Origin of the sequence: Mycobacterium sp. B14F4 (genome assembly GCF_039871645.1) — a bacterium.
In the GTDB taxonomy this organism is placed as follows: Bacteria; Actinomycetota; Actinomycetes; order Mycobacteriales; family Mycobacteriaceae; genus Mycobacterium.
The window spans coordinates 38017-61095 of the sequence record NZ_JBDPMF010000012.1 but is presented as its reverse complement, the minus strand read 5'-3'; the positions used below and the strand labels follow the sequence as shown (position 1 = coordinate 61095).

The 23079-nt window shown below is 68.9% G+C and carries 21 protein-coding genes; 10 read left to right on the top strand and 11 right to left on the bottom strand.

All coding sequences use genetic code 11. The annotated features are described in order from the left end of the window. Positions 1-76 precede the first annotated feature (76 nt). Positions 77-1168, top strand: coding sequence for an SAM-dependent methyltransferase (locus ABGB19_RS24555; RefSeq protein ID WP_347688604.1), 1092 nt, complete (start codon positions 77-79; stop codon positions 1166-1168). A gap of 4 nt (positions 1169-1172) precedes the next feature. Here ABGB19_RS24555 and ABGB19_RS24550 read toward each other — a convergent pair whose 3' ends face one another. The 3 genes from ABGB19_RS24550 to ABGB19_RS24540 all read right to left on the bottom strand — a co-directional run bounded on the left by ABGB19_RS24550 (position 1173) and on the right by ABGB19_RS24540 (position 5885). After that, entirely contained in the window at positions 1173-2951 is a 1779-nt protein-coding gene (locus ABGB19_RS24550) for an acyl-CoA dehydrogenase family protein (protein WP_347688603.1), read from the bottom strand. Positions 2952-2978: 27 nt separating this feature from the next. After that, positions 2979-4745, bottom strand: coding sequence for an Hsp70 family protein (locus ABGB19_RS24545; protein ID WP_347688602.1), 1767 nt, complete (start codon positions 4743-4745; stop codon positions 2979-2981). Positions 4746-4808: 63 nt separating this feature from the next. Then, positions 4809-5885, bottom strand: a complete 1077-nt coding sequence (locus ABGB19_RS24540) for a dihydrodipicolinate reductase (RefSeq protein WP_347688601.1) — start codon at positions 5883-5885, stop codon at positions 4809-4811. 112 nt (positions 5886-5997) lie between these two features. On the opposite strand from ABGB19_RS24540, the gene ABGB19_RS24535 reads away from it, so the two are divergent. Next, positions 5998-6741 carry a 3-oxoacyl-ACP reductase family protein gene (locus ABGB19_RS24535; protein WP_347688600.1) on the top strand — a complete coding sequence of 248 codons (744 nt, stop codon included), beginning with the start codon at positions 5998-6000 and terminating at the stop codon, positions 6739-6741. Positions 6742-6745: 4 nt separating this feature from the next. Here the strand turns inward: ABGB19_RS24535 and ABGB19_RS24530 are convergent, their stop codons facing one another. After that, positions 6746-7783, bottom strand: a complete 1038-nt coding sequence (locus ABGB19_RS24530) for a DUF4185 domain-containing protein (protein WP_347688599.1) — start codon at positions 7781-7783, stop codon at positions 6746-6748. A 97-nt stretch (positions 7784-7880) separates the two neighbouring features. Next, positions 7881-8426: a hypothetical protein gene (locus tag ABGB19_RS24525; protein ID WP_347688598.1), complete on the bottom strand. Its 546-nt coding sequence runs from the start codon at positions 8424-8426 to the stop codon at positions 7881-7883. A gap of 137 nt (positions 8427-8563) precedes the next feature. Here ABGB19_RS24525 and ABGB19_RS24520 point away from each other — a divergent pair, with 137 nt between their 5' ends. From ABGB19_RS24520 to ABGB19_RS24505, 4 genes are read left to right on the top strand one after another with little or no spacing between them, the layout of a single operon-like run. Next, positions 8564-10081 (top strand): ABC transporter substrate-binding protein, encoded by a 1518-nt coding sequence (locus tag ABGB19_RS24520; protein ID WP_347688597.1) that lies wholly within the window; start codon positions 8564-8566, stop codon positions 10079-10081. Then, positions 10081-11046 carry an ABC transporter permease gene (locus ABGB19_RS24515; RefSeq protein ID WP_347688596.1) on the top strand — a complete coding sequence of 322 codons (966 nt, stop codon included), beginning with the start codon at positions 10081-10083 and terminating at the stop codon, positions 11044-11046. The genes ABGB19_RS24520 and ABGB19_RS24515 overlap by 1 nt, the downstream gene beginning before the upstream one ends. Next, on the top strand, positions 11043-11924 hold the full coding sequence (locus ABGB19_RS24510) for an ABC transporter permease (RefSeq protein ID WP_347688595.1): 882 nt from the start codon (positions 11043-11045) through the stop codon (positions 11922-11924). Before ABGB19_RS24515 ends, ABGB19_RS24510 begins: the two co-directional genes overlap by 4 nt. After that, positions 11921-13540, top strand: a complete 1620-nt coding sequence (locus tag ABGB19_RS24505) for an ABC transporter ATP-binding protein (RefSeq protein ID WP_347688594.1) — start codon at positions 11921-11923, stop codon at positions 13538-13540. Before ABGB19_RS24510 ends, ABGB19_RS24505 begins: the two co-directional genes overlap by 4 nt. Positions 13541-13561: 21 nt before the next feature. On the opposite strand, the gene ABGB19_RS24500 is transcribed toward ABGB19_RS24505, so the two are convergent. After that, complete coding sequence (locus tag ABGB19_RS24500) at positions 13562-13717, bottom strand: hypothetical protein (protein WP_347688593.1); 156 nt, start codon at positions 13715-13717, stop codon at positions 13562-13564. Next, positions 13714-14127, bottom strand: coding sequence for a DUF2254 family protein (locus ABGB19_RS24495; protein ID WP_347688592.1), 414 nt, complete (start codon positions 14125-14127; stop codon positions 13714-13716). Before ABGB19_RS24495 ends, ABGB19_RS24500 begins: the two co-directional genes overlap by 4 nt. 14 nt (positions 14128-14141) lie before the next feature. Between ABGB19_RS24495 and ABGB19_RS24490 the strand changes: the two genes are divergently transcribed. After that, on the top strand, positions 14142-14882 hold the full coding sequence (locus ABGB19_RS24490) for an SDR family NAD(P)-dependent oxidoreductase (protein WP_347688591.1): 741 nt from the start codon (positions 14142-14144) through the stop codon (positions 14880-14882). Positions 14883-14959: 77 nt separating this feature from the next. Here the strand turns inward: ABGB19_RS24490 and ABGB19_RS24485 are convergent, their stop codons facing one another. From ABGB19_RS24485 to ABGB19_RS24470, 4 genes are all read right to left on the bottom strand, one after another. Continuing rightward, positions 14960-16603, bottom strand: a complete 1644-nt coding sequence (locus ABGB19_RS24485) for an alkaline phosphatase D family protein (RefSeq protein WP_347688590.1) — start codon at positions 16601-16603, stop codon at positions 14960-14962. A gap of 59 nt (positions 16604-16662) precedes the next feature. After that, positions 16663-18276, bottom strand: coding sequence for a hypothetical protein (locus ABGB19_RS24480; protein WP_347688589.1), 1614 nt, complete (start codon positions 18274-18276; stop codon positions 16663-16665). Positions 18277-18434: 158 nt separating this feature from the next. Then, entirely contained in the window at positions 18435-18623 is a 189-nt protein-coding gene (locus ABGB19_RS24475) for a hypothetical protein (RefSeq protein ID WP_347688588.1), read from the bottom strand. Positions 18624-18669: 46 nt separating this feature from the next. Next, the gene (locus ABGB19_RS24470) at positions 18670-19950 is read right to left on the bottom strand and encodes an acyl-CoA dehydrogenase family protein (RefSeq protein WP_347688587.1); all 1281 of its coding nucleotides are present in this window, start codon (positions 19948-19950) and stop codon (positions 18670-18672) included. A gap of 113 nt (positions 19951-20063) precedes the next feature. Here ABGB19_RS24470 and ABGB19_RS24465 point away from each other — a divergent pair, with 113 nt between their 5' ends. From ABGB19_RS24465 to ABGB19_RS24455, 3 genes are all read left to right on the top strand, one after another. Then, positions 20064-20369, top strand: a complete 306-nt coding sequence (locus ABGB19_RS24465) for a DUF732 domain-containing protein (protein ID WP_347688586.1) — start codon at positions 20064-20066, stop codon at positions 20367-20369. Between the two features lie 171 nt (positions 20370-20540). Further along, the gene (locus ABGB19_RS24460; protein ID WP_347688585.1) at positions 20541-21359 is read left to right on the top strand and encodes a hypothetical protein; all 819 of its coding nucleotides are present in this window, start codon (positions 20541-20543) and stop codon (positions 21357-21359) included. Positions 21360-21514: 155 nt separating this feature from the next. Beyond that, positions 21515-23077, top strand: coding sequence for a sigma-70 family RNA polymerase sigma factor (locus ABGB19_RS24455; protein WP_347688584.1), 1563 nt, complete (start codon positions 21515-21517; stop codon positions 23075-23077). Positions 23078-23079: the final 2 nt, after the last annotated feature.

Here is a 23079-nt window from a genome sequence, read left to right as displayed (position 1 = left end):
TCGGCGGCGCGGTCGCCGCGCGAGGACTACGGTCGAAGACAACCGATCTGTCCGCCCGCACGTCTCGGAGGTCGCGATGCCGGAGTCCAGCATCGTCGTGCGGCCCGAACCTTTGGAGAGTGGGTCGTACACCGCCAGCTCGCGTCTGCAGGCCGCCGGGCTGCGGCGCGCGATCCAGCTGTTCGAGGAGGCCGCGGACGTCGTACCGCTGCCCTCGCCGCCGCAGCCGATCGTGATCGCCGACTACGGTGCGTCCACCGGCCACAACTCGCTGATGCCGGTCTGCGCCGCGATTGCCGTGCTGCGCAAGCGGACCCGTGCCGACCATTCGGTGCTGGTGGTGCACACCGACGTGCCCGACAACGATTTCACCGCGATGTTCAAGACGCTCACCGACGATCCGGACAGCTATCTGCAGAAGGACGAGGCGTCGTTCGCCTCGGCGGTGGGCCGGTCCTTCTACAGCCAGATCGTGCCGTCGAACAGCGTGAATCTCGGTTGGAGCTCCTGGGCGATCCAGTGGCTCAGCCGCGTTCCCCAGCCGGTCCCCGACCACGTCCAGGTCGCCTACAGCGCCGACGACGCGACCCGTGACGCGTACGCCAGGCAGGCCGCCCACGACTGGCACGAGTTCATCGCGTTCCGCGGCCGTGAACTGTGCAAGGACGGGCGCATGGTGGTGATGACGATGGCGCTCGGCGAGGACGGCGAGTTCGGCTACCGCCCGCTGCTCGGCGCGCTGGCCGACACACTCGACGAGCTGACCGCACAGGAGCTGCTGACCGCCGACGAGATGCACCGCATGTGCCTTCCCATCGTGGGTCGACGCAAGGCCGACTTCCTGGCGCCGTTCGCGCCCAAGGGGCGCTTCGAGCAGCTGGAGGTCGAGCATCTGGAGGTGTTCGACGCCGAGGACCGCTTCTGGGGTCAGTACCAGAAGGACAAGGACGCAGCGCTTTTCGGTACCCAGTGGGCGGCGTTCTGCCGGGCGGCGGTGTTCGCCACGTTGGCCGGTACGCTCGCCGGCGGCGCCACCGACCCTCGGTCGACGGAGTTCTTCGACCGCCTCGAGGCCGGCATCGCCGCCCGCCTCGCCGCCGCCCCCGAGCAGATGCAGCTCCCGATGGCGAACCTGGTACTGGTCAAGCGGCCCAAGGGGCGGTCCTAGCGCGTCAGGGCCGCATCTCGTAGGCGCCGTCGTAGGCCTCCACCCGCCGCCAGACGCGGTCGAACCGGCCGGCGTCGGACACCGGCTTGCGGATCGCATTGACTGCCCACTCCTGTTGCTCGGCAGTCGAACTCGACCGGCCGTGGAGGGTGACGGCGTAGGTGCTGAAGTCACGGACCTGGAAGTCGAAGATCTGGTCGACGATGTCCTGCCCCGATTCGGAGTCGAGCCCCAGCAGTTCGGCCTGCTCGAGAATCAGCTGGCCGTACACGATCAGCGAGAACAGGTGTCCGACGGCGAGCATGAAGTCCAGGTCTTTCTGCTGCGCGGCGTCCGGCGGGGCGGAGGTGAGCAGTCCGCGGAAGGCCTGCGCCTGCTCGTAGAAGCGCGCGACGTTGGGGATGCGGCGGTAGCTTTCGTAAATCATTGTCCAGTCGGCGAACTGGACCTTCGCGGCACCCCGGGTCGGGCCCTGGCGCCAGAAGAAGGTGTCGTCGGCGTCATCATTGCGAGCCGGGACGGGCGGATAGTGCGTCGGGTTGAGCATGTAGTTCGGCATGAACTTGAGCACCAGGCCGACGTTGACGTGCACCGTGCCCTCGAGTCGCGGCAGCGTGCCGATGAGCTGAGCGACCTCGCGGAACATCGTGTTCTTCTCGTAGCCCTTGGCGGCGATCACGTCGTGCAGCAGTCCCACCACCGTCTCTCCCTCCATGGTGACCTTCGACTTGGTCAAGGGGTTGAACAACAGGTAGCGGCGGTCGTCCAGGCTGGCGCTGCGGAAGTAGTCGACGGCGCGCTGGCTGAACAGTTTCATCGCGACGAGTCGGGCGTACGAGTCGACGAAATTCGCCCGCACGTGCCCGAATTCGGTGACGGGCCTGCCGTAGAGAATACGGTTGTTGGCGTGGGTGATCGCCTCGTAGAAGGCATGTTCGGTCATGCCGATCGTGCACGTGCACAAGTTGAACTTGCCGACATTGACGGTGTTTAGCGCCGCGGCGAAAGCCTCTTCACCGGTGTGCAGGATGTCCTCCGCGCGCACCGGATAGTTCTCCAGCCGGAAGGTACTCACGTAGATCTGCATGTGCACGACGTTGTCGATCAGGTGGTAATCGGGGTGCCGGCTGTCGGCGACGAAGAACACGTAGGCCCGCTCTTTTTCCGAGCTGCCGTCGATGTCGCCGCGGCGCCCGAACGTCGACACCATGGTCGCGACATTGCCGTTGCCGATGTAGTACTTCTCCCCCGACGCCCGGTACACGATGCCCTCGGCACGATCCGCCTCACCGGCGGGTGTGAGCACCATGTCGGTGTTGTAGACATCGGCACCGTGTGCACGTTCGGACAGCCCGAACGCCATGACGTGTCCGGCATCCAGGTCGCGGGCGGCCCTGCGCTTGGCGGCGTCGTTGTCGCTCTGCCAGATCGGCCCGAGGCCGAGGATGGTGACCTGCTCGGTGTACCAATAGGTCAGGCCGTAGAACCCGAGAATCTCCGACAGCGCGGCGTTGCGCGCGGCATCCCACCGTGTGGCGGGCGGACTGTCCGAAGCGTCGGCGAACTCCGAGGGCGTGAGGAAGGTCGCGAACAGCTTCTCGCGCCTGACGAACTCGATGAACTCGGCGGGCCACCGTGCGGCGAGGTCATCGTCGAGGAGCCGCTTCTTGCCCCGCCCCTCGAACCAGTCGATGGTGGCCCGCAGCAGCCGGCGCGTGACGCCGTCGAACTGCTCGGGGTCGTAGGTGTTCGGGTTGAAAAGCAAGCCGTCCGTCTGCGTCATGGCGCCAGCGTAGGGCGCGCGGCGAGGTTACGGACCCGGTGCGACCGGCAACTGCGGTGCCGGCACCCACGGCAGCCCCGGGATCGTCGGATAGGGCGCCGTCGGACTCCACGGCGGCGGCTCAGATGGCGGCGGCTCAGATGGCGGCGGCTCGGACGGCGGCGGCGGTTCCGACGAGGGGGGCGGAGGTGGCGGCGGCTCGGGCGACGGCGGAGGCGCCGTCGCCGTCCGGGTCACCCGCGGCGGCGGTTGATACACCGTTTGCGGCGGTGGCGGCGGCGCCTCGCTCGTCGGCGGCGGAGAGCTCGGTGTCTGGGTGGCGGGTCGCGGCGTCGCGGTGATCGGCGGCGCGGTGGTCGACGCGGGCTGGTGACTGCTGCTGTCGCCGCTCATCACCCACACCACGGCGGCGATCAGCGCGGCCAGGACGACCAGGACGCCGGCGCCCATCGCCACCGCGGGGTTGCGGTACCACGGCACGGGCCGCGGCGGCACGTCGTCCCAGGATTCGCCCTCGAACTGCATGTGGGGTCGCACGTCGCCCGCGCCGCCTGCGCCCGCCGAGGCGTAGTCGTACGGGTCGGTCGGCGCCACGTCGGGGACATCGTCGGCGTCCGACCACGCCAAGGCCCGGAAGGTGCCCGACTGGGCCATCTCGTCGGCCGGGGCCGAGACTTCGGGCGCCATGGCCGTCGCCGCCGCGGCGGCGGCCGCCGCTTCGGGCGCCGCCGACATCGCGGTCATGCCCTCCTCGACCGTTCCGCGCACGGCGGCCAGGCCGCCACCGATCGCGGCGGCAAGCTCCGGCTGACCGCAGGTGATCACCGGAACCCTGAAGCGTTCGGACAGGGTGGTGGTGATGATCGGGATGCGCGCCCCGCCACCGACCGAGGCCACCGCGGCCAGATCCGCTCCGCGAATACCGTTGCGCTGCAGCGTGTCGTCCAGCACCTCGGCGAAGTCGGCGAGCGGCTGACGGATCGCCTCGTCGAGTTCGGTCCTGGTCACCCGGACGTCGCTGCGGTGCCCGGGCAGCTCGGCCACCAGGGTGGTAAAACCGGAAGTGGACAGCCGCTCCTTGGCGCCGCGACATTGCGCGCGCAGCCGGGACAGCGACCCGATCGCCGAGGTGCCGGACAGGTCGATGGTGCCCGCCGACGACAGATCGTCGATGACGTGGGTCAGCAGCGCCTGGTCGACCAGGTCGCCGGACAGGTCCGTGTGCCGGACGGTCGGGGCCACCTGGGCGAACCCGTTGCCCGCGTCGACCAGCGTGATGCTGGTTCCGGTGCCACCGAAATCGCACAGCGCGATGATGCCGTGCGTCGGCAGGCCGGGGTCGTTCTGCAGGGCGGTCAGCGCGGCCACGGCGTCCGAGACGACGGGAGCGGGCTTGGGGCGGGCGAACTCCGGCATCGTGGCCAGCGCACCGCGCAGCGCCTCGACGGCCGCGGGACGCCAGTGCGCCGGGTGGGTGACCGCGACGGGGTCGGCGGGCGGGCGCCCGCTACCGACCGCGAGCAGCAGCGCCCGCAGTGCGTCGGCCAGCACCCCATCGGCGCGGTGGGTGGACCCGTCGGCGGCGACGATGCCCACCGGGTCGCCGACGCGGTCGACGAAGTCGGTCAGGATCAGCCCACGCTCGTTGAGGTTGGGGTTCTCGCTGGGCACACCGACCTCGGGCGCCCGGTGTGCGAACCGTGTCAACACCGGCGACCGCGTCAGCGCGGTCCTGCCCACCACGACGGCCGTCAGGTTGGTCGCACCAACCGACAGCCCTACCCCGTCAGTCATCTCTCCCCGTCTCGAAGGGAACCCTATCCGGTAGTCAATCTCATCGGACGGGGTTCGTGTTACTCAGCGAATTGTGCCCGCCCCCGGGATCAGGGGCAGATCCAGTGCGGTCACCCATCCCGGCGAGAGGTCGTTGACGGCCGGAACGGCGTTGAGCGCGCGCAGTCCGGTCGACAGGCAACCCGCGGCCGCGGCGTCGCGCCCGGAGCCGTCGGTGAACCGGAACGCCGTCTCCTGGAAGATGCTGGGCGTGCCCTCGATCTCCACGCGGTAGACGTCGTTCTCGTTGCCCGACGGCCAGTCGGGCGCGGCGTCGTTGCCGATCCTGTTGACGTGCTCGAGTTGGATCCGCGTCTCGCCCTTGTACACGCCGTTGATGGTGAACCGGACCGCGGCCACGCTGCCCGGTGCGATGACGCCCTTGGCCGTCTTGCGTTCGGTCGGCGTCACCCACTTGTCCCACGTCGTGGTGATCTCGTCGAGCATGATGCCGGCGGCGTGTGCAATCATCGGAACCGTTGCGCCCCAGGCGAAGACAAGGATGTCCTGGTTCTCGAGCAACGGCCGGTACTCGGGCGGCTTGCCGATGCCCATCTCGCGGTCGTAGTCACCTTCGTAGTTGGTGTAGTCGAGCAACTCCGAGGCGCGGACCTTGCGGACCTCCGAGCACAGGCCCATCAGCGTCATCGGGAACAGGTCGTTGGCGAAGCCGGGATCGATGCCGGTGGTGAAGCACGATGACTCCCCGAGTTCGCATGCCTCGGTGATGGGTTCGATCCAGTTCGGCGGGTTCAGGTGCATGGTGGGCCAGATCCACGGCGTCATCGCGGTCGAGCAGACGTCGATGCCGGCCCGCAGGAACCGGGTGATCAACGCGATGTTGTCCTCGGCGTGGTTGGCCGTCGGGCCGTAGTGCACCAGTGCATCGGGTTTCATCGCGATGAGCGCGTCGACGTCGTCGGTGGCGGTCACTCCCAGGGTGGTGTCCAGTCCGCAGATCTCGCCGGCGTCACGGCCGACCTTGTCCGGGTTGCTCACCCCGACGCCGACCAACTCGAACAGCGGGTGCCTGACGATCTCGGGGATCACCATCTTGCCCACGAAGCCGGTGCCCCACACCACCACACGTTTGACGCTCAACGGTCACCTTTCACTAGGCCCCGGCCTACACCATAGGGGCGGCGCGGGAATGAATCGGCCGAAAGTCGGATTGACTCGGAGCAGGCGTACGCACCGACTCGAAGGAGACGCGATGACCGCACCACTGACCGGACGGCGAGCACTGGTGACGGGCGGGTCCCGCGGTATCGGCGCCGAGATAGTGCGCCGCCTGGCCGCCGACGGGGCCGCGGTCGCGTTCACCTACGGGGCCTCGGCGCGGGAGGCGGAGAAACTGGCCGCCGAGGTCGCCGCCGACGGGGGCACCGCCGTCGCGATCCAGGCCGACAGCGCCGATCCCGAGCAGGTCGCCAGCTCGGTCGACGAAGCGCTGACCGCGCTCGGCGGCCTCGACATCCTGGTCAACAACGCCGGGGTGGCCCACATCGAGCCGGTCGAGTCGTTCCCGCTCGAGCAGTTCGACCGGCTGGTGGCCGTCAACATCCGTGGCATGTTCGCCGCCATCCAACGCGCGGTGCCGCAACTCGGCGACGGCGGCCGGATCGTCAACATCGGCAGCATCAACGCCGACCGGGTGCCGGTCGCCGGCCTGTCGGTGTACGCGATGACCAAGGGCGCGGTCGCCGGCCTGACCCGTGGACTGGCGCGCGAACTCGGCCCGCGCGGCATCACCGTCAACAACGTGCAGCCCGGTCCGATCGCCACGGACATGAATCCCGACGAGGGTGAGTTCGCCGAGGGCGCAAGACAGGTGATGGCACTCGGCCGCTACGGGCATCCGCGCGACGTCGCCGGTGTGGTCAGCTTCCTGGCCGGACCGCAAGCCGGCTACATCACCGGCGCGCACTGGGATGTCGACGGCGGGTTCACCGTCTAGCGTCCTACAGGTTGATCGGATCCGGCGGCGGCACGGATTTGGCGCTGTCCCGCAATGTCGCCTTGAATTGCATTGCGCGGTACGGCCATCCGCTCGACGTGTGCCACTGCGACACCACCAGCCCGACGCCGCCGTCGACGTCGAACCGCGAGCCCGGCAACAGGTAGCCGCCGTAGAGCTGGGCGACGCGGTTGTCGAAATGGTCCTCGGTGTGCCAGGCCGACCCGACGACGGGCGTCTGCAGGGGCGTGGTGTGCATGTTGGCCACCGGCGACGCCACCACCCGGTAGCCGAGCGCGTACCGCGACGCGAGGAAGCCGCCGAGCACCCACTTGCCGCGTTCGACGCGCCGGAACGCGAGCTCACCCCACCGCTCGTCGGCGGGCGTGATGGGGGTCGCCGTCGCGCCCCACGCCCAGTGCCGGCCGTCGAAGCCCCAGGCGTGGTAGCGCGTCCGGTCGCCGATGTCCGGCGGCCGCACCCGCATCAGGATGATGCCCTTGTCCCGCTGGAATCCGGTGGCGGCGATGTAGACCCACCCGTCGTCGGGGTCGTGGTCCCACGCCCAGCACTGGGCGTGCCCGCCGTGCAGATCCGCCGGGAACCTGGCCCGCTCCCCCAGGCGCGTCCAGGTGACGCCGTTGTCGTCGGAACGCCGGATCTCGGTCCAGACGACGGTGCCGAAGCCGCGGTTGACGATGGCGTGCAGGTAGATCGAGCCGTCCACCGTCAGCAGATCCGAGGGGATCACCGTGCTGACGCCGCTGCGGGTCCAGCCGATGCTCTCGTGGTCGTGGACGTAGTGCCACAGTTGCCGGGCGTAGTGGGGGTCGCTGCCGCCCGCACGTTCGTAGACGACCTCGTGGTCGGCGTCGCCGGTGCCGATCAGCACGACGGGCGAGCGCCAATCCCCTTCGCCGACTTTGCTTCCCGAAAAGGTGTCGCCGAACACGGACACGAGTTTGCCGTTCGGCGCGACGACCGATGCGCCGAGATCGGCGCAGGTGACCCCGAAGCGGTCGGTCCGTCCTGGGCCGGTCATGTCGACCACCTTGCCGCTGAGCAGCGGCACCGTCGGACGTCGGACCTGGCGAAGGCCGCGTCCCGCGCCGCGGCCGATGCCGGGGTCGCCGGTCAACCTAGAAGCAGCGCCGCAGGCCGCCGGGCTCGCAGATCAACGGGTACGGCGTGACGGGGATGGCCAGCGGCTCCTTGAACGACATGGTCAACGGGATCTCGACCATGCCGGGCTGCTCACCGCAGACCGCACCGTGGATGACCTGCAGGCTGCCAACGAGGGTGGCGCCGTCGAAGGAGTAGATCTCCTTCTGCTGAGCCTCGGTGCCGTCGGGACACTTGCGCACGGCGTCGAAGGTGTTCGACTGGAACGTCCAGCGACCGCCGATCTGCACGGCCTCCGCGCCGCCTCGGCCTGCCGGCGTGACCCTCAGCCGGCACGCGACCGGCAGGATCAGCGGTTCGCGCAGGTCCCCGACGGTCGGAACGCAGATGGGGTAGATCTCCCAGGTGGTTTCGGCTTGGTCGCCGACCCGCACCGTGTAGATGCCCTCGGGAGTGTCCGGCGACTTCACGTCGCCCTGGCCCTGCGCGGTGCCCGCGGCGCCGAACACCACGCCGACGACGAGAGCGGCGATGGTCAGCGTCCGTGTGATCGTCTTCCTCAACGTCGTCCCTTCCCGGCGTCAGCGGTGTGCTGAGTATCCCAGTGTGCACATCGGCTCGTCACCGCTTTGCCCGGCTCCGGGTTTCGCCGAGCGCCGCCAACGGGTAGAAACGGTCGACGAGGCTGGGGATGGTGGCGATGAAACGACTGGTGGCGGCGCTCGCGGTCGCCGTCGCCGCGCTGACGGGCTGTACGGTCGGCGAGCGCGTCGACCTCGGTGCGTCGTCGGACAACCTCATCGCCGCCATCGCCGGTGAGCCCGATCAGCTCGACCCGCACAAGACCAGCGCGTACTTCTCGTTCGAAGTGCTCGAGAACGTCTTCGACACGCTGGTCGAACCCGACGCGAACCTCGAGATGCGACCGGCGCTCGCACAGTCGTGGAGTGTCACCCCCGACCAACTGGCGTGGACGTTCCGGCTGCGTCCCGGCGTCACGTTTCACGACGGCAGTCCGCTGACCGCCGACGACGTGGTGTTCTCCTATCGGCGCATCATCGACGAGCAGCTGGCCAACGTCGACAAGTTCAGCGCCGTCACCGACGTGCGCGCCACCGACCCGCTGACGGTCGTGATCCGCGTCAAACAGCCGACCCCGAACCTGCTGACCAACCTCGGCGGGTTCAAGGGCATGGCGATCGTGCAGCGCCGCAACGTCGAGACCGGGCGGATCGCGACCAACCCCGTCGGCACCGGGCCGTTCGCCTTCGCCTCGCAGAAGAGCGGCGACTCCATCACGCTGCGGGCCAACCCGTCGTACTGGAACGGCGCCCCGGAGGTCGCCGGCGTGATGTTCCGGTTCATCTCCGAACCCTCCACTGCGCTGTCGGCCTTGCAGGCGGGCGAGATCGACTGGACCGACTCGATTCCGACGCAGCGGGTGGCCCAACTGCGCGACGACGACTCGCTGCACCTGGCCGTCACCGCGAGCAACGACTACTGGTACCTGGCGCTCAACGAGGCGCGCGAGCCGTGGAACGACGTGCGGGTGCGCCGGGCCGTCGCCTACGGCATCGACCGCGACGCAATCGTCACCGCCACCAGTTACGGCACCGCGGCCGCGAACCAACTCGCGATTCCGGCGGGCAACCTCTGGTACACCGAGTACCGCCGCTACCGCTACGACATCGACACGGCCGAGCGCCTGCTCGACGAGGCCGGCATCGGCGACACCGACATGGACATGCTGGTCACCAACGAGTACCCGGAGACGGTGACCGCCGCTCAGGTGATCGCCGACAACCTTGCGCCCCTGGGCATCACGGTCAACATCCGCACCGTCGACTTCGCCACCTGGCTCGACGAACAGAACTCCGGCAACTTCGACATGCTGATGATGGGCTGGCTGGGCAACATCGACCCCGACGACTTCTACTACGCCCAGCACCACACCGAGGGCACCAGCAACGCGCAGAAGTTCTCCGACCCCGAGGTGGACCGCCTGCTCGACGCCGGTCGCATCGAGATCGATCCCCAAGCGCGCAAACAGGATTACGACAAGGCCGCCACCATCATCGCCGACCAGGTGAGCTACCTGTACCTGTACAACCCGTCGGTGATCCAGGCCTGGGTGACCGACCTGACGGGGTACGAGGCCCGCCGCGACGGCGCGGTCCGGTTCCGCACCGCGCGCCTGGGCGGAGACGAAAGCCCGTGATGCGCCTGCTGACTCATCCCGTCGCGCGGTTCCTGCTGCGCAGGCTGGCGTACTCCGCGGTGGTGCTGCTCGGTGTGCTGGTCGTCGTGTTCGCACTGGTGCACCTGGTGCCCGGCGACCCGGTGCGCATCGCGCTGGGCACGCGCTACACACCGCAGGCCTACGCGGCGCTGCGCTCGGCGAGCGGGTTGGACAAGCCGATCGTCGAGCAGTTCTTCGCCTACCTCGCCGATGCGGTGACCGGAGACCTGGGCGTCAGCTTCCGCAACGGCGACCCGGTGACGGTCATCCTGCTCGAACGACTTCCGGCGACGGTGTCGTTGGCGCTGGCGGGCATCGTCATCGCACTGCTGATCGCGGTGCCCGCGGGCATCTATTCCGCCCTGCGCGAGGGCAAGTTCAGCGACGCGATCATCCGCGTCGCGAGCCAGTTCGGGGTGTCGATCCCCGACTTCTGGATGGGCATCCTGCTCATCGCGCTGTTCGCCTCGACGTTGCACTGGCTGCCGACGTCCGGTTACCGCCCGCTGCTCGACGATCCGGCCGGCTGGCTGCGCCACCTCGTGCTGCCCGCGCTGACGGTCGGATTGGTGGCGGGCGCGATCATGACGCGCTACGTGCGCTCGGCGGTGCTCGAGGTCGCCGCGATGGGCTACGTGCGCACGGCCCGGTCGAAAGGCCTTGCGCCGCGGGTGGTCACGATCCGCCACACCGTGCGCAACGCGCTGATCCCGGTGCTGACCATCACCGGCATCCAGCTCGCGACGATCATGAGCGGTGTGATCGTCGTCGAGGTGGTGTTCGCCTGGCCCGGTCTGGGGCGGTTGGTGTACAACGCGGTCGCGGCGCGCGACTATCCGGTGATCCAGGGCACCGTACTGCTGGTGGCGGCGCTGTTCCTGCTCATCAACTTGATCGTCGACGCGCTCTACGCCGTTGTCGACCCCAGGATCAGGCTGTCATGACCGTCGACGACACGCGCGTCTCGTCGCTGCGACTGCTGCTCGGCAATCCGGTCACCGTGGTCAGCGCGGCGGTGCTCGCGGTGGTCGTGGTCGTCGCCGTGGCCGCGAATTGGCTTGCGCCGTACGGGGTCAACGACATCGACGTGCCGAACGCGCTGCAGCCGCCGGGCGGTGCGCACTGGTTCGGCACCGACGAACTGGGCCGCGACGTGTTCTCGCGGGTGCTGGTGGCGACCCAGGCGTCCATGCGCGTTGCCGTGGTGAGCGTGGCGTTCGCCGTGGTCGTGGGGGTCACCGTCGGCGTCGTGGCGGGCTACCGCGGCGGCTGGCTTGACACCGTCTTCATGCGGGTGGTGGACGTGATGTTCGCCTTCCCGGTGCTGCTGCTCGCGCTGGCGATCGTGGCCATCCTCGGTCCCGGTGTGACGACGACGATTCTGGCGATCGGCATCGTCTACACGCCGATCTTCGCCCGGGTTGCGCGCGCCAGCACCATGAGCGTGCGGGTCGAACCGTTCGTGTCGGTGTCGCGCAGCATGGGCACCGGCCACCTGTACATCCTGGCCCGGCACATCCTGCCCAACATCGCCGGACCGCTGATCGTGCAGACGTCGCTGTCACTGGCGTTCGCGATCCTCTCCGAGGCGGCGCTGTCGTTCCTGGGGCTCGGCATCCAGCCGCCGCAGCCGTCGCTTGGCCGGATGATCTTCGACTCCCAGGGCTTCGTGACGCTGGCGTGGTGGATGGCGGTGTTCCCCGGCGCGGCGATCTTCGTCGCGGTGCTCGCGTTCAACCTTCTCGGCGACGGCCTGCGCGATGTGCTGGATCCCAAGCAACGGACGATGATCGAGGCTCGCCGAAAAGGGATGCAGCAGTGAGCGTCCCGGTGCTCTCCGTGCGCGACCTGCGGGTGCAGATCGGCAGGCGCGAGATCGTGCACGGCGTGTCGTTCGACGTCGAGCGGGGGCAGACCCTCGGCATTGTCGGCGAATCCGGATCGGGCAAGTCGATGACCGTCCTCGCCGCGACGGGCCTGCTGGACGCTCCGGGTGCGACGGTCGCCGGGACCAGCACGCTGACAAGCACTTCCGGCCAGACACAGCTGGTCGGGGCCTCGAGCCGCGTGCTGCGCGGGGTGCACGGCGGCGAGATCGGCTTCGTGTTCCAGGATCCGGGCACCTCGCTGAACCCGCTGCTCACACTCGAGCGCCAGATCACCGAATCGCTGGAGGCGCACCGCCGGATGACGCGGCGGCAGGCCCGCGGGCGCGCCGTCGAACTGCTCGAGGCGGTCGGCCTGCCCGACCCGCAGGCGCGGTTGCACGCCTATCCACATCAGTTGTCCGGCGGGCAGAAGCAGCGCGTGATGATCGCGATCGCGATGGCCTGCGATCCGCAACTGCTCGTCGCCGACGAGCCGACGACCGCGCTCGACGTCACGACGCAGGCGCAGATCGTCGAGTTGGTGGCCGGCCTGCAGCGCGACTTCGGCACCGCGGTGGTGTGGATCAGCCACGACCTCGGCGTGATCGGCCAGGTCGCCGACGACGTCACGGTGCTGCGCAACGGCGAGGCGGTGGAGCAGGCGCCCGTCACCGAGGTCTTCGACCGGCCCGCGCACGCCTACACACGCGAACTGCTCGCCGCGCGACCAATGGTCGGGCGGCCGGGCCCGCCGCCGGTGACCGATGCGCCGGTGCTGCTCGATGTCGAGGGCCTCGATGTCCGGTTCGACGTCGACACCCCGGTCGGCAAGTCGACCGTGCACGCGGTCAAGGAGTTGTCGTTCCGGATCCGGCGCGGCACGACGCTGGGCCTGGTCGGCGAATCCGGTTCGGGCAAGTCGACGGTCGCCGCCGCGCTCACCGGACTGCTGCGGCCCGAGGCCGGCACCGCCGCGCTCGACGAGACGAACATCTTCGACATCCGCGGCTCGTCGGAGAAGGCGCTGCGCAGGCGGATCAGCCTGATCTTCCAGGACCCGTACTCGTCGCTGAACCCCCGCGCCCGCGTCGGCGCCGCGGTCGGCGAACCGCTGTCCGTGCACCGCCTGGTCAAAGGCAAGCGCGCCCGTGCGGTGCGAGTAGCCGAGCTGCTCGAACTCGTGGGCCTGCCAACGTCGTTCGCGTCCCGCTACCCGCACGAACTCTCCGGTGGCGAGCGTCAGCGGGTCAGCATCGCCCGCGCGCTGGCGGGTGAACCCGACTTGCTGATCCTCGACGAAGCGACTGCGGCACTGGATGTTTCGGTGCAGGCGCGGGTGCTCGACCTTCTGGTGTCACTGCAACGGGAGCTCGGGCTGACCTACCTGTTCATCGCGCACGACCTCGCGATCGTGCAGCAGGTCAGCCACGACGTGCTGGTCATGCGCGACGGCTCGGCCGTCGAGTACCGGCCGGCGGCGGATCTGTTCGCATCGCCCGAGAACGACTACACCCGCGCGCTGCTGGCCGCGGTCCCTCCGGAGCGGCCCCACTCGGCGGTGTCCCGTTAGCTGTCGCAGCCGGCGCTGACGTCAATGCAGCCGGCTTCCCGACAACGCGGCCTCGACCGCGCGGCCCGCCTCCGCGAGTCGCGGGCGCGCGCCGGGGTAGACGTCCTGCCCGCCGGCGGAGCGCCGAAGTGCCTCCAACTGCTTGGTGATCGCAGTCCGGTCCTCGATGGTCTTCACCTGCCAGGCCACGTCGCGCAGGCGTCCCCTCGACGAGCCATGCCCCGGGCAACCGATCCCATTACCAGCGCGTTGACGTCCTTGGCCGCCAACACCAACTCCTCCTCGTCGAGGCCCGCAAGGAAGCCGTCTGAGCGAGCCGTGATCAGCGAGGCGTGTTCGGGCGCGGAGGGGATGTGATCGGGCGAGTCGGAAGGATCGACCACCTCGAACCGTCTGGCCGCCGATGAGGCGTCGGCGCGAACTGTGGACATCATCGTCTCGACCCTGATGCCGCGAACCAGGTGAGCGAGGAACAAGACAGCCGAGGCGAATACCGAATACTGAGTGCTCGCCAGTTGTTGTTCGACGCCATCGCCACCACCTTCCGCCCGACAGTTACCCGAGGATGGCTCCGTGAGACATCGCATGAGAGGGTCTCGCCATGACTCAACTCAGCGGCAAAGTCGCATTGGTGACGGGCGCGTCGGCCGGGCTGGGCGCGGCGGTCGCCCAACTCCTCGCCGAGCGCGGCGCGACGGTGTTCGGCATCGCCCGCGACGCGGAGAAGATGGCGTCGGTGTTCGAGGCGGTGCCCGGCGGACGCTACGCGCCGGTAGATGTCACCTCGCCGCAGGCCTGCCGCCAAGCAGTGGCCGACTGCGTCGAGGCATTCGGCAGGCTCGACGTTCTGGTCAACGTCGCCGGCTTCCACCAGATGCGGCACACCACCACGATGACCGACGAGGAGTGGGACCGCGACCTCGCGGTGAACCTCAACGGCCCGTTCTACCTCTGCCGTGCCGCGCTGCCCCACCTGCTCGAGACCGCGGGCAACATCGTCAACGTCACCTCCATCGCCGGCGTGGAAGGCGAGGTGTACTCGGCCGGATACTGCGCGGCCAAGCACGGCCTCGTCGGGCTGACCCGCGCGTTGGCGGTCGAGTACACCAAGGACAAGATCCGGGTGAATGCCGTCTGCCCCGGCGGGATGCCGACCGCGCAGACCACGGAGTTCACCGCACCCCCGGACGCCGACTGGGACCTCATCATGCGCATCGCATCGCCGCGGGGCTTCATGCAGACCCTCGATGTCGCCAAGGCGATCGCGTTCCTCGCCAGCGACGACGCGGCCGCGATCCACGGCGCGGTGTATCGGGTCGACAACGGCAAGGGCGCGGGTTAGCGGCTAACGCCGAGATTGCAGACAGGGCTGTGAGCCGTCGGAAACCACAGCCCTGGCTGCAATTTCGGGGGTAGGACTCAGAGCAGCTTGTGTTCGATGACCGTGATCAGGCGCGGCTTGCGCCAACCGCCGGTGATCCGTTCGATCCGCACGCCCATCTCGCCGCCTGCGATATCGAGTGTCCCGACCTGATTGCGGAAGTGAGGCATCGTGACCGGCCGCCACCTCAGCCGCGGCATGCCCACATCGGTGGTCTTCACCAGCAACTTGCCGACGGTCTCGGCCGCCCGAGTGTGCCCGAGCCGCAGCACCATTCGCTCGACCGCGGACACCTCCTTGCGCAACCCGGAACACACCACCTGCCATACCTTGGTCGAAGTGCTCGGGGCATCCTCCGGTAGCTCGATCTCCGACACCCAGCAGTGGTGGACGTCCCCGCCGAACAGGACCATCGACTGGGGCGCTCGACCGCACTCACCGGTCGCGGCGTTGACCACCAGATCCTCGAGCCGCCGGAAGCTGTGCTGGAAACACGCCCAGTGGTCGAGGTTGGCTGTCATGCGCACCTTTTCGCCGAGTCCGGTCAGCCGTCGTCCCCAGGCGCCGTCACCGACGGCCTCGGACCAGGCCTCGATGTGGTGCATGCCGTAGGGCAACAGGATCGGCAGCGAACTGGCGAACAGCAGGTGGTCGTAGTGGCCGTCGACCTTGGCGGTGATCCAGTCCCATTCCTCGTCGGTCATGATGCGACGGCTCCCGGGTCGCAACTGCCGGCCGGTGCGGGCATCGGCGACGATGAGCCGGGCCGGGCCGAGGTCGCGGCACATGCTGAACCGTGATGTGCCGTCGTCGCTTTCGGCGCGCTTGGCAAGCAGCCTGATTGGCTCGCCGCCATGGCGACTGGCCAGCACCTGCTGAAACGTCTCGTCCTCGGCGAGTTCCTGCGGCGACAGGTTGCCCAGATGCTGGTAGATCCAGTAGGCCATCAACCCGCCGATGATCCGGGTCTCGTACCAGTCGGTCCTGCGCTTCTCCTCCAGCCACGCCTGCGAGGTGTTCCACTTGTCGTTGATCTCGTGATCGTCGAATATCATCGACGTCGGGAGCGTCGACAGCATCCAGCGCACCACGGGGTCGCTCCAGGCGTCCCAGTAGCCGATGCAGAACTCCTCGAAGTCCTCGAGCACCTCGACGGGTCCGTTGGCGTGGACCTCGCGCTCGGCGACGAGTTCCTTGATCGTATCGTTGACCTGATCGGCGTAGAGCTGGTCGCCCATCATCAGTAGCGCGTCGGGCCACAGCGCCGACGGCTGCCGCAGCATCCGCATGCCGTAGGTGCGCAGCACATCGATGCCCTTGCCCTTCGGGTGCCACCAGTGCTGGTAGGTGTAGGGCGGGCGGTGCGGCGCCGAGGCCCGGCACGACCCGAACAGCAGGCGCAGGGACCCGTCGCGGGGCACCAGCCGGATCCGTGGCTGCGGGAACTCGTAGTCGCGCGGCGGCCACGCCTTCGCACCGTCGAGGCGGACCTCGTAGGGATGTTCGGAGTCCGGGTCGAGATCCGTCACACAGACGATCGCGAAGTGATGGCCCTCGACCTCAAAGGTGTTGGCGCTGTTGCCGAGAACCTCGACACGGCAAGCTTCGTCCGTCTCGACCCAGACGGTCGCATCGGTTTCGCCGACGTGGCGGAGCAGGGGCCCAACACGCACCTCGGGCATCACCCCATCATGCCCGGTTATTGACGCTCGCGCACCTCCTTCGGCGCGTCGGCGACCCGTCAGACTTCGGTCCGCCGACGTCCGAGGAAGAACGCCAGGCCTATGGCGCCGAAGCCCAGCGTGCCGATCACGCCGGCCGCGACCATGAGGAAGATGTCTCGTCCGGTCAGGCCGCCGGTGGACGACTCGTCGGCGGCCAGGCGCAGCCGGTAGTCGCCGGGCAGCGGAGCCTCCGCAGGCTCGCTCAGACCGGGGAACTGCTGGGTCTTGTGCACCTCGAACTGCCGTTCGCCGCTTGCGGTCTGGGTCCACTCACCCCACACCGGCGTCGCGCCGTCGAGCAGTACCTTGCGCGCACCGTAGATTCGGTCGTCGCCGACGTCGACGATCTGGCGCACCCGGAACGGCTCGTAGCGGGCGTTCGAGTAGTTCACCAGCACGGGCACGTTGTCGTAGCGCAGCACCGGCGGCGGGGGCGGCGGCAACGGCAGCCCCACACCCGGGAAGAAGCCGCCGCCGAAGAAGCTGCCCACGGCGATGTTGGTCAGTGCCTGCACCGTGTCGATCGCCGCGTTGAGCGCATTGATCGGGGCGAGCACGGCGGCGGTGAAGCTGTAGGCCGCGAACTGCGCCGCCTGAAGCACGATCCGCGCCAGCGGCGGGATGAACACGATCCGGGGCGCCATCTCGTACATGTAGACGAGCCGCACCGGAGCCCGGAACGGGTTAAGGATGACCGGGCGGTAGAACTCGTCGTACTCGATCCAGTCCGGCCGCCACTGCCGCACGTTGCTGACCAGTTCCACGTCGGCGCCCTCGACGCCGACTTCGCTCTTCGCGCTCACCCCAGCGTCGAGGCCGGGGATCTTCAGAGTGTTCTCGATCGAGCTGGAGAAGGCCGCCACGTCCTGCTCGGGCGCCGGCGCGGGCTCCTCCTCGACGATGGGCTTGGCGTTCTTCGCGAGCTGGATGTCCTCGGCAGGCGCCTCGAGCGTTTCGGGCGTCTGCGTCTCGATCTCCTTGGCCGCTTGCTCGATCGACACCGTCGGCGTCTCGGACTCGCCACTGTCTTCCGCGGTCGGCGACGCGCTGGTCTCGGTGCCGCTCGGGGCCGGCTTTTCGGCGGTGCCCGAGGTCAGCGCCGCGGACGGCGCGGTCGAGCTCGTCGGCTCGTCGGCGTCGCGCGCGACGGACGGTGACTCAGGCGCCTTGGTCGCGGTGCCCGGCCCGGCCGTCGCCTCGGGCGAGGGCTCGGTCGCCGTCGACGGCTCGGCGGCGGGGGTCGACGGCTCGGCCGTCTGCACCACCGTGCTGGTCTTGGGAGCGGGGGCCTGCGTCTGCGGCTCGGGCTCGTCCGCGGGAGCGGGCTCGGGGGCCGGCTCGGGTTCGGCGGCGGGCGCCTGAGACTGCGGGGCCTGGATCTGCGGGGCCTGGGTCTGCGGCGCCTCGGGCACGACGGGCTCGGGAACCGTGGCCGTCTGCTCCGCGGTCTCATCGGGCTCCGGCGCGGTGTACTCGGGCTCCGGCACCACCGTTGTGGTCACGACGTCGTCGGAATCGGGTTGCGCGACGGCGGGGGACAGCCCCGTGGTCAATGCGGTCAGGGAGATGACCACTCCCGACGCCAGCACGGCGACGCCTCGCCTGCCGAATCCATCCAGCGGTGCACCCATCGTGCGTCGACTCCCTTCCTCATAGCGGCGGTGATCCGCCACTCCCCCGGCCCAGCGATAACAGAACCCCCGACGCTTTGGTCTCAGATGGTTCATCGCTGAGCTGACCTAGGTGTTACAGCTCAGGGGCCCAGGATTCAATCGCGTTTGTCGGCGGCTCAGGGCCGCCGCGTGCGGCCCGCTCCAACCGCGAGCGCAATACCGATCAGCGCGATGATCGGGCCGAGCACGGTCCAGGTAGTGGTGTTGCTCATCGGGCTGCCGCCGATGACCCCGATGCCCTGGAGGGTGAACAGCAGGCCGAACAGCGCGACGATCACACCGAGCACGACGATCGCGATACGCATGACCTCAGCCTAGGGCGTGCAGCAGGCGCAGGGGCCGCTGCGTCCGTCAGCGACGACGCGCGAAGTGCTTCTCGTAGGACTCGGCCGCCCTCGCCAACTCGGGCCGGGCGTCGAGCAGCGGCTGCATCTTCGCGCGGGCCTCCTCCCGCTTGTACGGCAGGAACTCGGTCGGGAAATCGCCCTCGTGCGGTCGGTAGTCCCGCAGCACGCGGCGCGCGACCGTGGCCTTGTGCACCTCGTCGACGCCGTCGGCGATGCCCATCGTCGGGGCGGCGGCGTACATCGCCTGGATCGGGGTGAGGTCGGTGGTGCCCAGCGACCCGAGGATGTGCAGCGCGTTGAACGACACCTCGCGCAGGACCTTGGCCATCGTGAACTTGACGGCGGCGATCTCGGTGCGCGCTTCCTGGGTCGAGGTGTTGTCGATCTTCCACGCCGTCTCGAGGACGAACAGGCGCAGCATCTTGATCATCGCGTAGGACTCGGCGATCTTCTCCTGCACCATCTGGTGTTCGGCGATGACCTTGCCGTGCGATTCGCGGCTCAGCGCGCGTTCGCACATCATGTCGAACGCGAGGTTGCACTGCGCGATGGTGCGCATGGCGTGGTGGATGCGACCGCCGCCGAGCCGGCGCTGCGCCAGGGTCTTCGCGCCGTCCTCCGGGCCGAGGAGATGGTCGAGCGGCACCCGTACGTCGCGGTAGACGATGTGGTTGTGGTTGCGTGGTTCGGGCTTGATCTCCACGCCCGGCGTCTCGCGCGGCACCACGAACATGCCGTTGGTGCACATGACGAACAGGATGTCGGCGACCCGCCCGGCCGAGGTGAACCACTTCTCGCCGTTGATCACCCACTCGTCACCGTCGCGGACGGCGTGGGTCTTGAACAGGTTGGGATCGCTGCCGCCCTGCGGTTCGGTCATCGAGTAGGCCGAGAACATGTTCTGGTTGAGCAGCGGCTCCAACCACCGCTTCTTCTGCTCGTCGGTGCCGTAGGCCGCAAGCATCTCCATGTTGCCGGTGTCGGGTGCCGAGGCGCCGAACATGTGCGGAGCCCCGGGGTAGCGTCCGATGATCTCGTTGAGCAGGCCGAGCCTGAGCTGTCCGAAGCCCGGGCCGCCGAGGTCCTTGTCCAGGAAGATCGCCCACAGCCCCTGGTCCTTGACCTCCTGTTGGAGCTCACGCACGTAGGCCTTCACCGCCGGGTCGGGTGAGCGCACCGCATAGGGGAAGACGTGGTCGAGCGGTTCGACCTTGTCCTCGCAGAACTGTTTGACCCAGTCCAGCTTGTCCTGGAACTCCGGTTCGGTGCTGAAATCCCACGCCATGCTGGCAGTCTGTCACCACACTGCCGCGTCGGTAACGCTCGTGTCTCGATCCGCATCGCTTCCTGCGTGCCGCTGCCCCGGATGGGGTAGTCGCGCGATAGGAAGGACGCGTTATGACCACGCTCGCACGCTTCACGGCCCTGTTGGCCTCGGCTGTCGCCGGTGCGCTCATCGCAGCTCCAGGCGCTGCCGCATCACCTGACGACGACTTCTGCCAGAACATGGCCGGTGTGGGTTTCAGCGGTGACTGCGCCACTCTGATTGCCCTCGCCCGGGACGTGTGCGAGCAGTTCGATCGTGGCGTCGATGTGACCACCGTGGCCGAGAAGTTGGACCAGGCGACGAAAGACCAGACTCTGTCGAACTTCATCGTGGCCGGCGCTCGGCTGTACTTCTGCCCGGAACCGCGGCAGACCTAGTACGTCGCAGTGTGACCGCGGGTCGTGCCGGCCCAGGTTGACCTGCGGTCGAGTGCTCGGAAAAACCTTCGAAAAATCTGCCGGAAAAAGTGTGCGACATGGGTGGGGTGGTGGCCCCAACCCATAGAAGCGGCCCACAAACGGGCGGCGACCACACTCAAGGAGCAGGAAATGACCACCACCTACACCCCCGAGCCCGCGACCTACGCCTGGTCGGAGGCGGACCGCCAGTACGGACGGCCCAACGCCGCGCCCGCCGCGCGACCGGCCTACTACGACGACTACCGCCCGCAGTTCATGCCCGCCCCGGCACCCGTCGCCGCGTCGAGCTCGACATCGCTGCACAAGGGCGCGATGGTCGCGGGCTTGTTGGCCGCGGTGGTCGGCGGCGCCCTGCTGGGGACCTTCGTGTTGAGCAATTCCGCGTCCGAGCCCAGCCCGTCGGTGTACATGGTTCCGGAGACCAGCACCCCAGCCGCGGCCCCGGCTCCCGCGCCGGCTCCGGCTCCCAACACCATCGTGGTGCCGGGCCGTGCGCCGACCCAGACGGTGATCGTTCCGCCGGCCAACCGCGGCCCGGCTCCCGTCGTGGCGCCGGCCCCTCGGCCCGCGCCGCGGCCTGTCCCGGCCCCCCCGCCGCCCGCACCGGCACCCGCACCCGCTGCGGCACCGCAGATCCGCATCGAGGGGATACCGATTCCGATCCTCACGCCCGGGCAGCCGCCCGCGAACGAGGGTGAGGACAAGGGCGGCGACGAAGCCGGCAAGGGCGGCGAAGGTGGCCAGGGCGACGGCGGCCAGGGCGGCCAGGACAAGGGGGGCGAGGGCACCGGCGGTCAGGACAAGGGCGGTGAGCCCACCGGCGGGGCAGGTGGCTCCAAGCCGGACATGAGCGATTTCGGCACGTCCAAGCAGGATGCCGGGTCCGCCACGATCCGCCTACCGGATCTCCAGGACTGCGTTGACCCCGCCGGCCTCCGAAATTGCTAGCAGTCGCCGAACCGCAGCTTCCGGGCACAGGTCACCCTGTGCCCGGAAGTCGTTGCCAGATCAAAGAGGGCAACTCGAATCGATTCAATGCGTTCACGCCTTTGCGTTCGCAGGTCTAGCGTGGCGAAATACCGGTCGACATCGGGTGGAGTGTCATGACCGCAGCAGTACCGAAATGGAATCTCGTCGGCCCACGCAGCACCGACGCAGAGCTCGTCCGCGCGGCAGTCGCCGGTGACCGCCAAGCCTTCGCCGTCATGTACGACCGCTACGCCAACCGGCTGCACGACTTCTGCGCCGGGATGCTGGCCGATCGAGATGCCGCCGCCGATTGTGTGCAGGACGCGTTCTGCACCGCCGCGACCTGTCTCGGCGATCTGCGCGACCCCGACCGGCTCCGTGCCTGGCTCTACGGAATCGCCCGTCATCAGGCGCTGCGCCGAATCCGCGACCGACGCAAGGAGCAGTTGTCCGACGACCTGCCAGACATCGCGTCGGGCGACGCCGGCCCGGACACCATGGCCGGGCGCTCGGAACTCGCCAACCTGATCGCCGAGGCCGCGGGCGGACTGTCCGACCGTGACCGCAGCGTGCTCGAACTGGCCTATCGACACGGACTAGACGGACCCGAGCTGGCCGAGGCCCTGGGCGTCAGTCAGACCAACGCCAACACGATGGTCTACCGGCTGCGCGAAACTATCGAAAAGTGCCTCGGCGCACTGCTTGTCGCCCGCCGCGCGCGATCCAATCCCCATCGCTGCCCGGAGTTGGCGGCGGTGCTCAAGGGTTGGGACGGGCAGTTCACGATTCTGATGCGCAAACGCATTGCGCATCACATCGAGTCATGTCAGTTCTGTGATTCGGAGCGGCGGCGGATGGTCAACCCGGTCGCGTTGCTCGGTGCCGCACCGATCTTCATCCCGGCCCCGGCGTGGCTACGCGACCGCACACTGCGCGAGGTGCAACTGACCTGCTCGGGTACCGGCATGATGAGCGTCGCTCCACTCACGCAACCGGTTCGCCCCGAGATTCGTTGGCGCCGAGACGAAGCACCGGTGAGACCGCAACCGCGCAAGGTGCACGGAAGCGCCCCTTCCGAGGAAGACGACGGGAAGGCCAGGCACAGGTTCGTCCTGTTGATCGGGTTGTTCGCCGGGGTTCCGTTGGCCGTGCTGGTGCTGACGATCTCGTGGATGTACCTGCCCGGCGTGGCGGTCGACCCGAGCAGCGGGACAGAACCGGCTGCGCCGCAGAGTGTCCCGGCACCAGTCGGCCCACCGCCGGCCGTCGCTCCGCCGGGCGCCCCGCCCGCACGCGCACCTGCGGCAGCGACGAACCGGCCGGGCGCGCCGCCACCGACGCGGGTCGCGCCCCAGGCTCCGAGCGCAGGGACTGCGCCGCAACCGCTTCCGGCGCAACAACCGAATGTCATGGCGCCGCAGCCGGCACCCGCCGCGCCACTGCCGCCGCCACTGCCGAATGTGCTGGTGCCGCAGGTGCCGCTGCTGCCGAATGTGTTGGCGCCGCCACCGCTGTTGCCCAATCAACTACCCGCACCGGCTCCGCCGCCGCCCGGTGATTCGTCGTGGCTGCCCGCCCCCCAGCCGGCGCCGCCCAACGAACCCCTACCCCAGCCCGGCCTCGGAGATTCCGGACTGATCCCGACGACAACCGTTGCGCCGGCGCCGGACCCGGGACTGATACCGCCACCCAGGTGATG

Bases quoted from the DNA above. Each gene is read 5' to 3' on its own strand.
- ABGB19_RS24555 (WP_347688604.1), top strand. From the start codon at position 77: ATGCCGGAGTCCAGCATCGTCGTGCGGCCCGAACCTTTGGAGAGTGGG.
- ABGB19_RS24465 (WP_347688586.1), top strand. From the start codon at position 20,064: ATGACCACGCTCGCACGCTTCACGGCCCTGTTGGCCTCGGCTGTCGCC.
- ABGB19_RS24545 (WP_347688602.1), bottom strand. From the start codon at position 4,745: ATGACTGACGGGGTAGGGCTGTCGGTTGGTGCGACCAACCTGACGGCC.
- ABGB19_RS24520 (WP_347688597.1), top strand. From the start codon at position 8,564: ATGAAACGACTGGTGGCGGCGCTCGCGGTCGCCGTCGCCGCGCTGACG.
- ABGB19_RS24490 (WP_347688591.1), top strand. From the start codon at position 14,142: ATGACTCAACTCAGCGGCAAAGTCGCATTGGTGACGGGCGCGTCGGCC.
- ABGB19_RS24470 (WP_347688587.1), bottom strand. From the start codon at position 19,950: ATGGCGTGGGATTTCAGCACCGAACCGGAGTTCCAGGACAAGCTGGAC.
- ABGB19_RS24480 (WP_347688589.1), bottom strand. From the start codon at position 18,276: ATGGGTGCACCGCTGGATGGATTCGGCAGGCGAGGCGTCGCCGTGCTG.
- ABGB19_RS24485 (WP_347688590.1), bottom strand. From the start codon at position 16,603: ATGCCCGAGGTGCGTGTTGGGCCCCTGCTCCGCCACGTCGGCGAAACC.
- ABGB19_RS24530 (WP_347688599.1), bottom strand. From the start codon at position 7,783: ATGACCGGCCCAGGACGGACCGACCGCTTCGGGGTCACCTGCGCCGAT.
- ABGB19_RS24495 (WP_347688592.1), bottom strand. From the start codon at position 14,127: ATGCGATGTCTCACGGAGCCATCCTCGGGTAACTGTCGGGCGGAAGGT.
- ABGB19_RS24510 (WP_347688595.1), top strand. From the start codon at position 11,043: ATGACCGTCGACGACACGCGCGTCTCGTCGCTGCGACTGCTGCTCGGC.
- ABGB19_RS24550 (WP_347688603.1), bottom strand. From the start codon at position 2,951: ATGACGCAGACGGACGGCTTGCTTTTCAACCCGAACACCTACGACCCC.
- ABGB19_RS24460 (WP_347688585.1), top strand. From the start codon at position 20,541: ATGACCACCACCTACACCCCCGAGCCCGCGACCTACGCCTGGTCGGAG.
- ABGB19_RS24535 (WP_347688600.1), top strand. From the start codon at position 5,998: ATGACCGCACCACTGACCGGACGGCGAGCACTGGTGACGGGCGGGTCC.
- ABGB19_RS24475 (WP_347688588.1), bottom strand. From the start codon at position 18,623: ATGCGTATCGCGATCGTCGTGCTCGGTGTGATCGTCGCGCTGTTCGGC.
- ABGB19_RS24455 (WP_347688584.1), top strand. From the start codon at position 21,515: ATGACCGCAGCAGTACCGAAATGGAATCTCGTCGGCCCACGCAGCACC.
- ABGB19_RS24515 (WP_347688596.1), top strand. From the start codon at position 10,081: ATGCGCCTGCTGACTCATCCCGTCGCGCGGTTCCTGCTGCGCAGGCTG.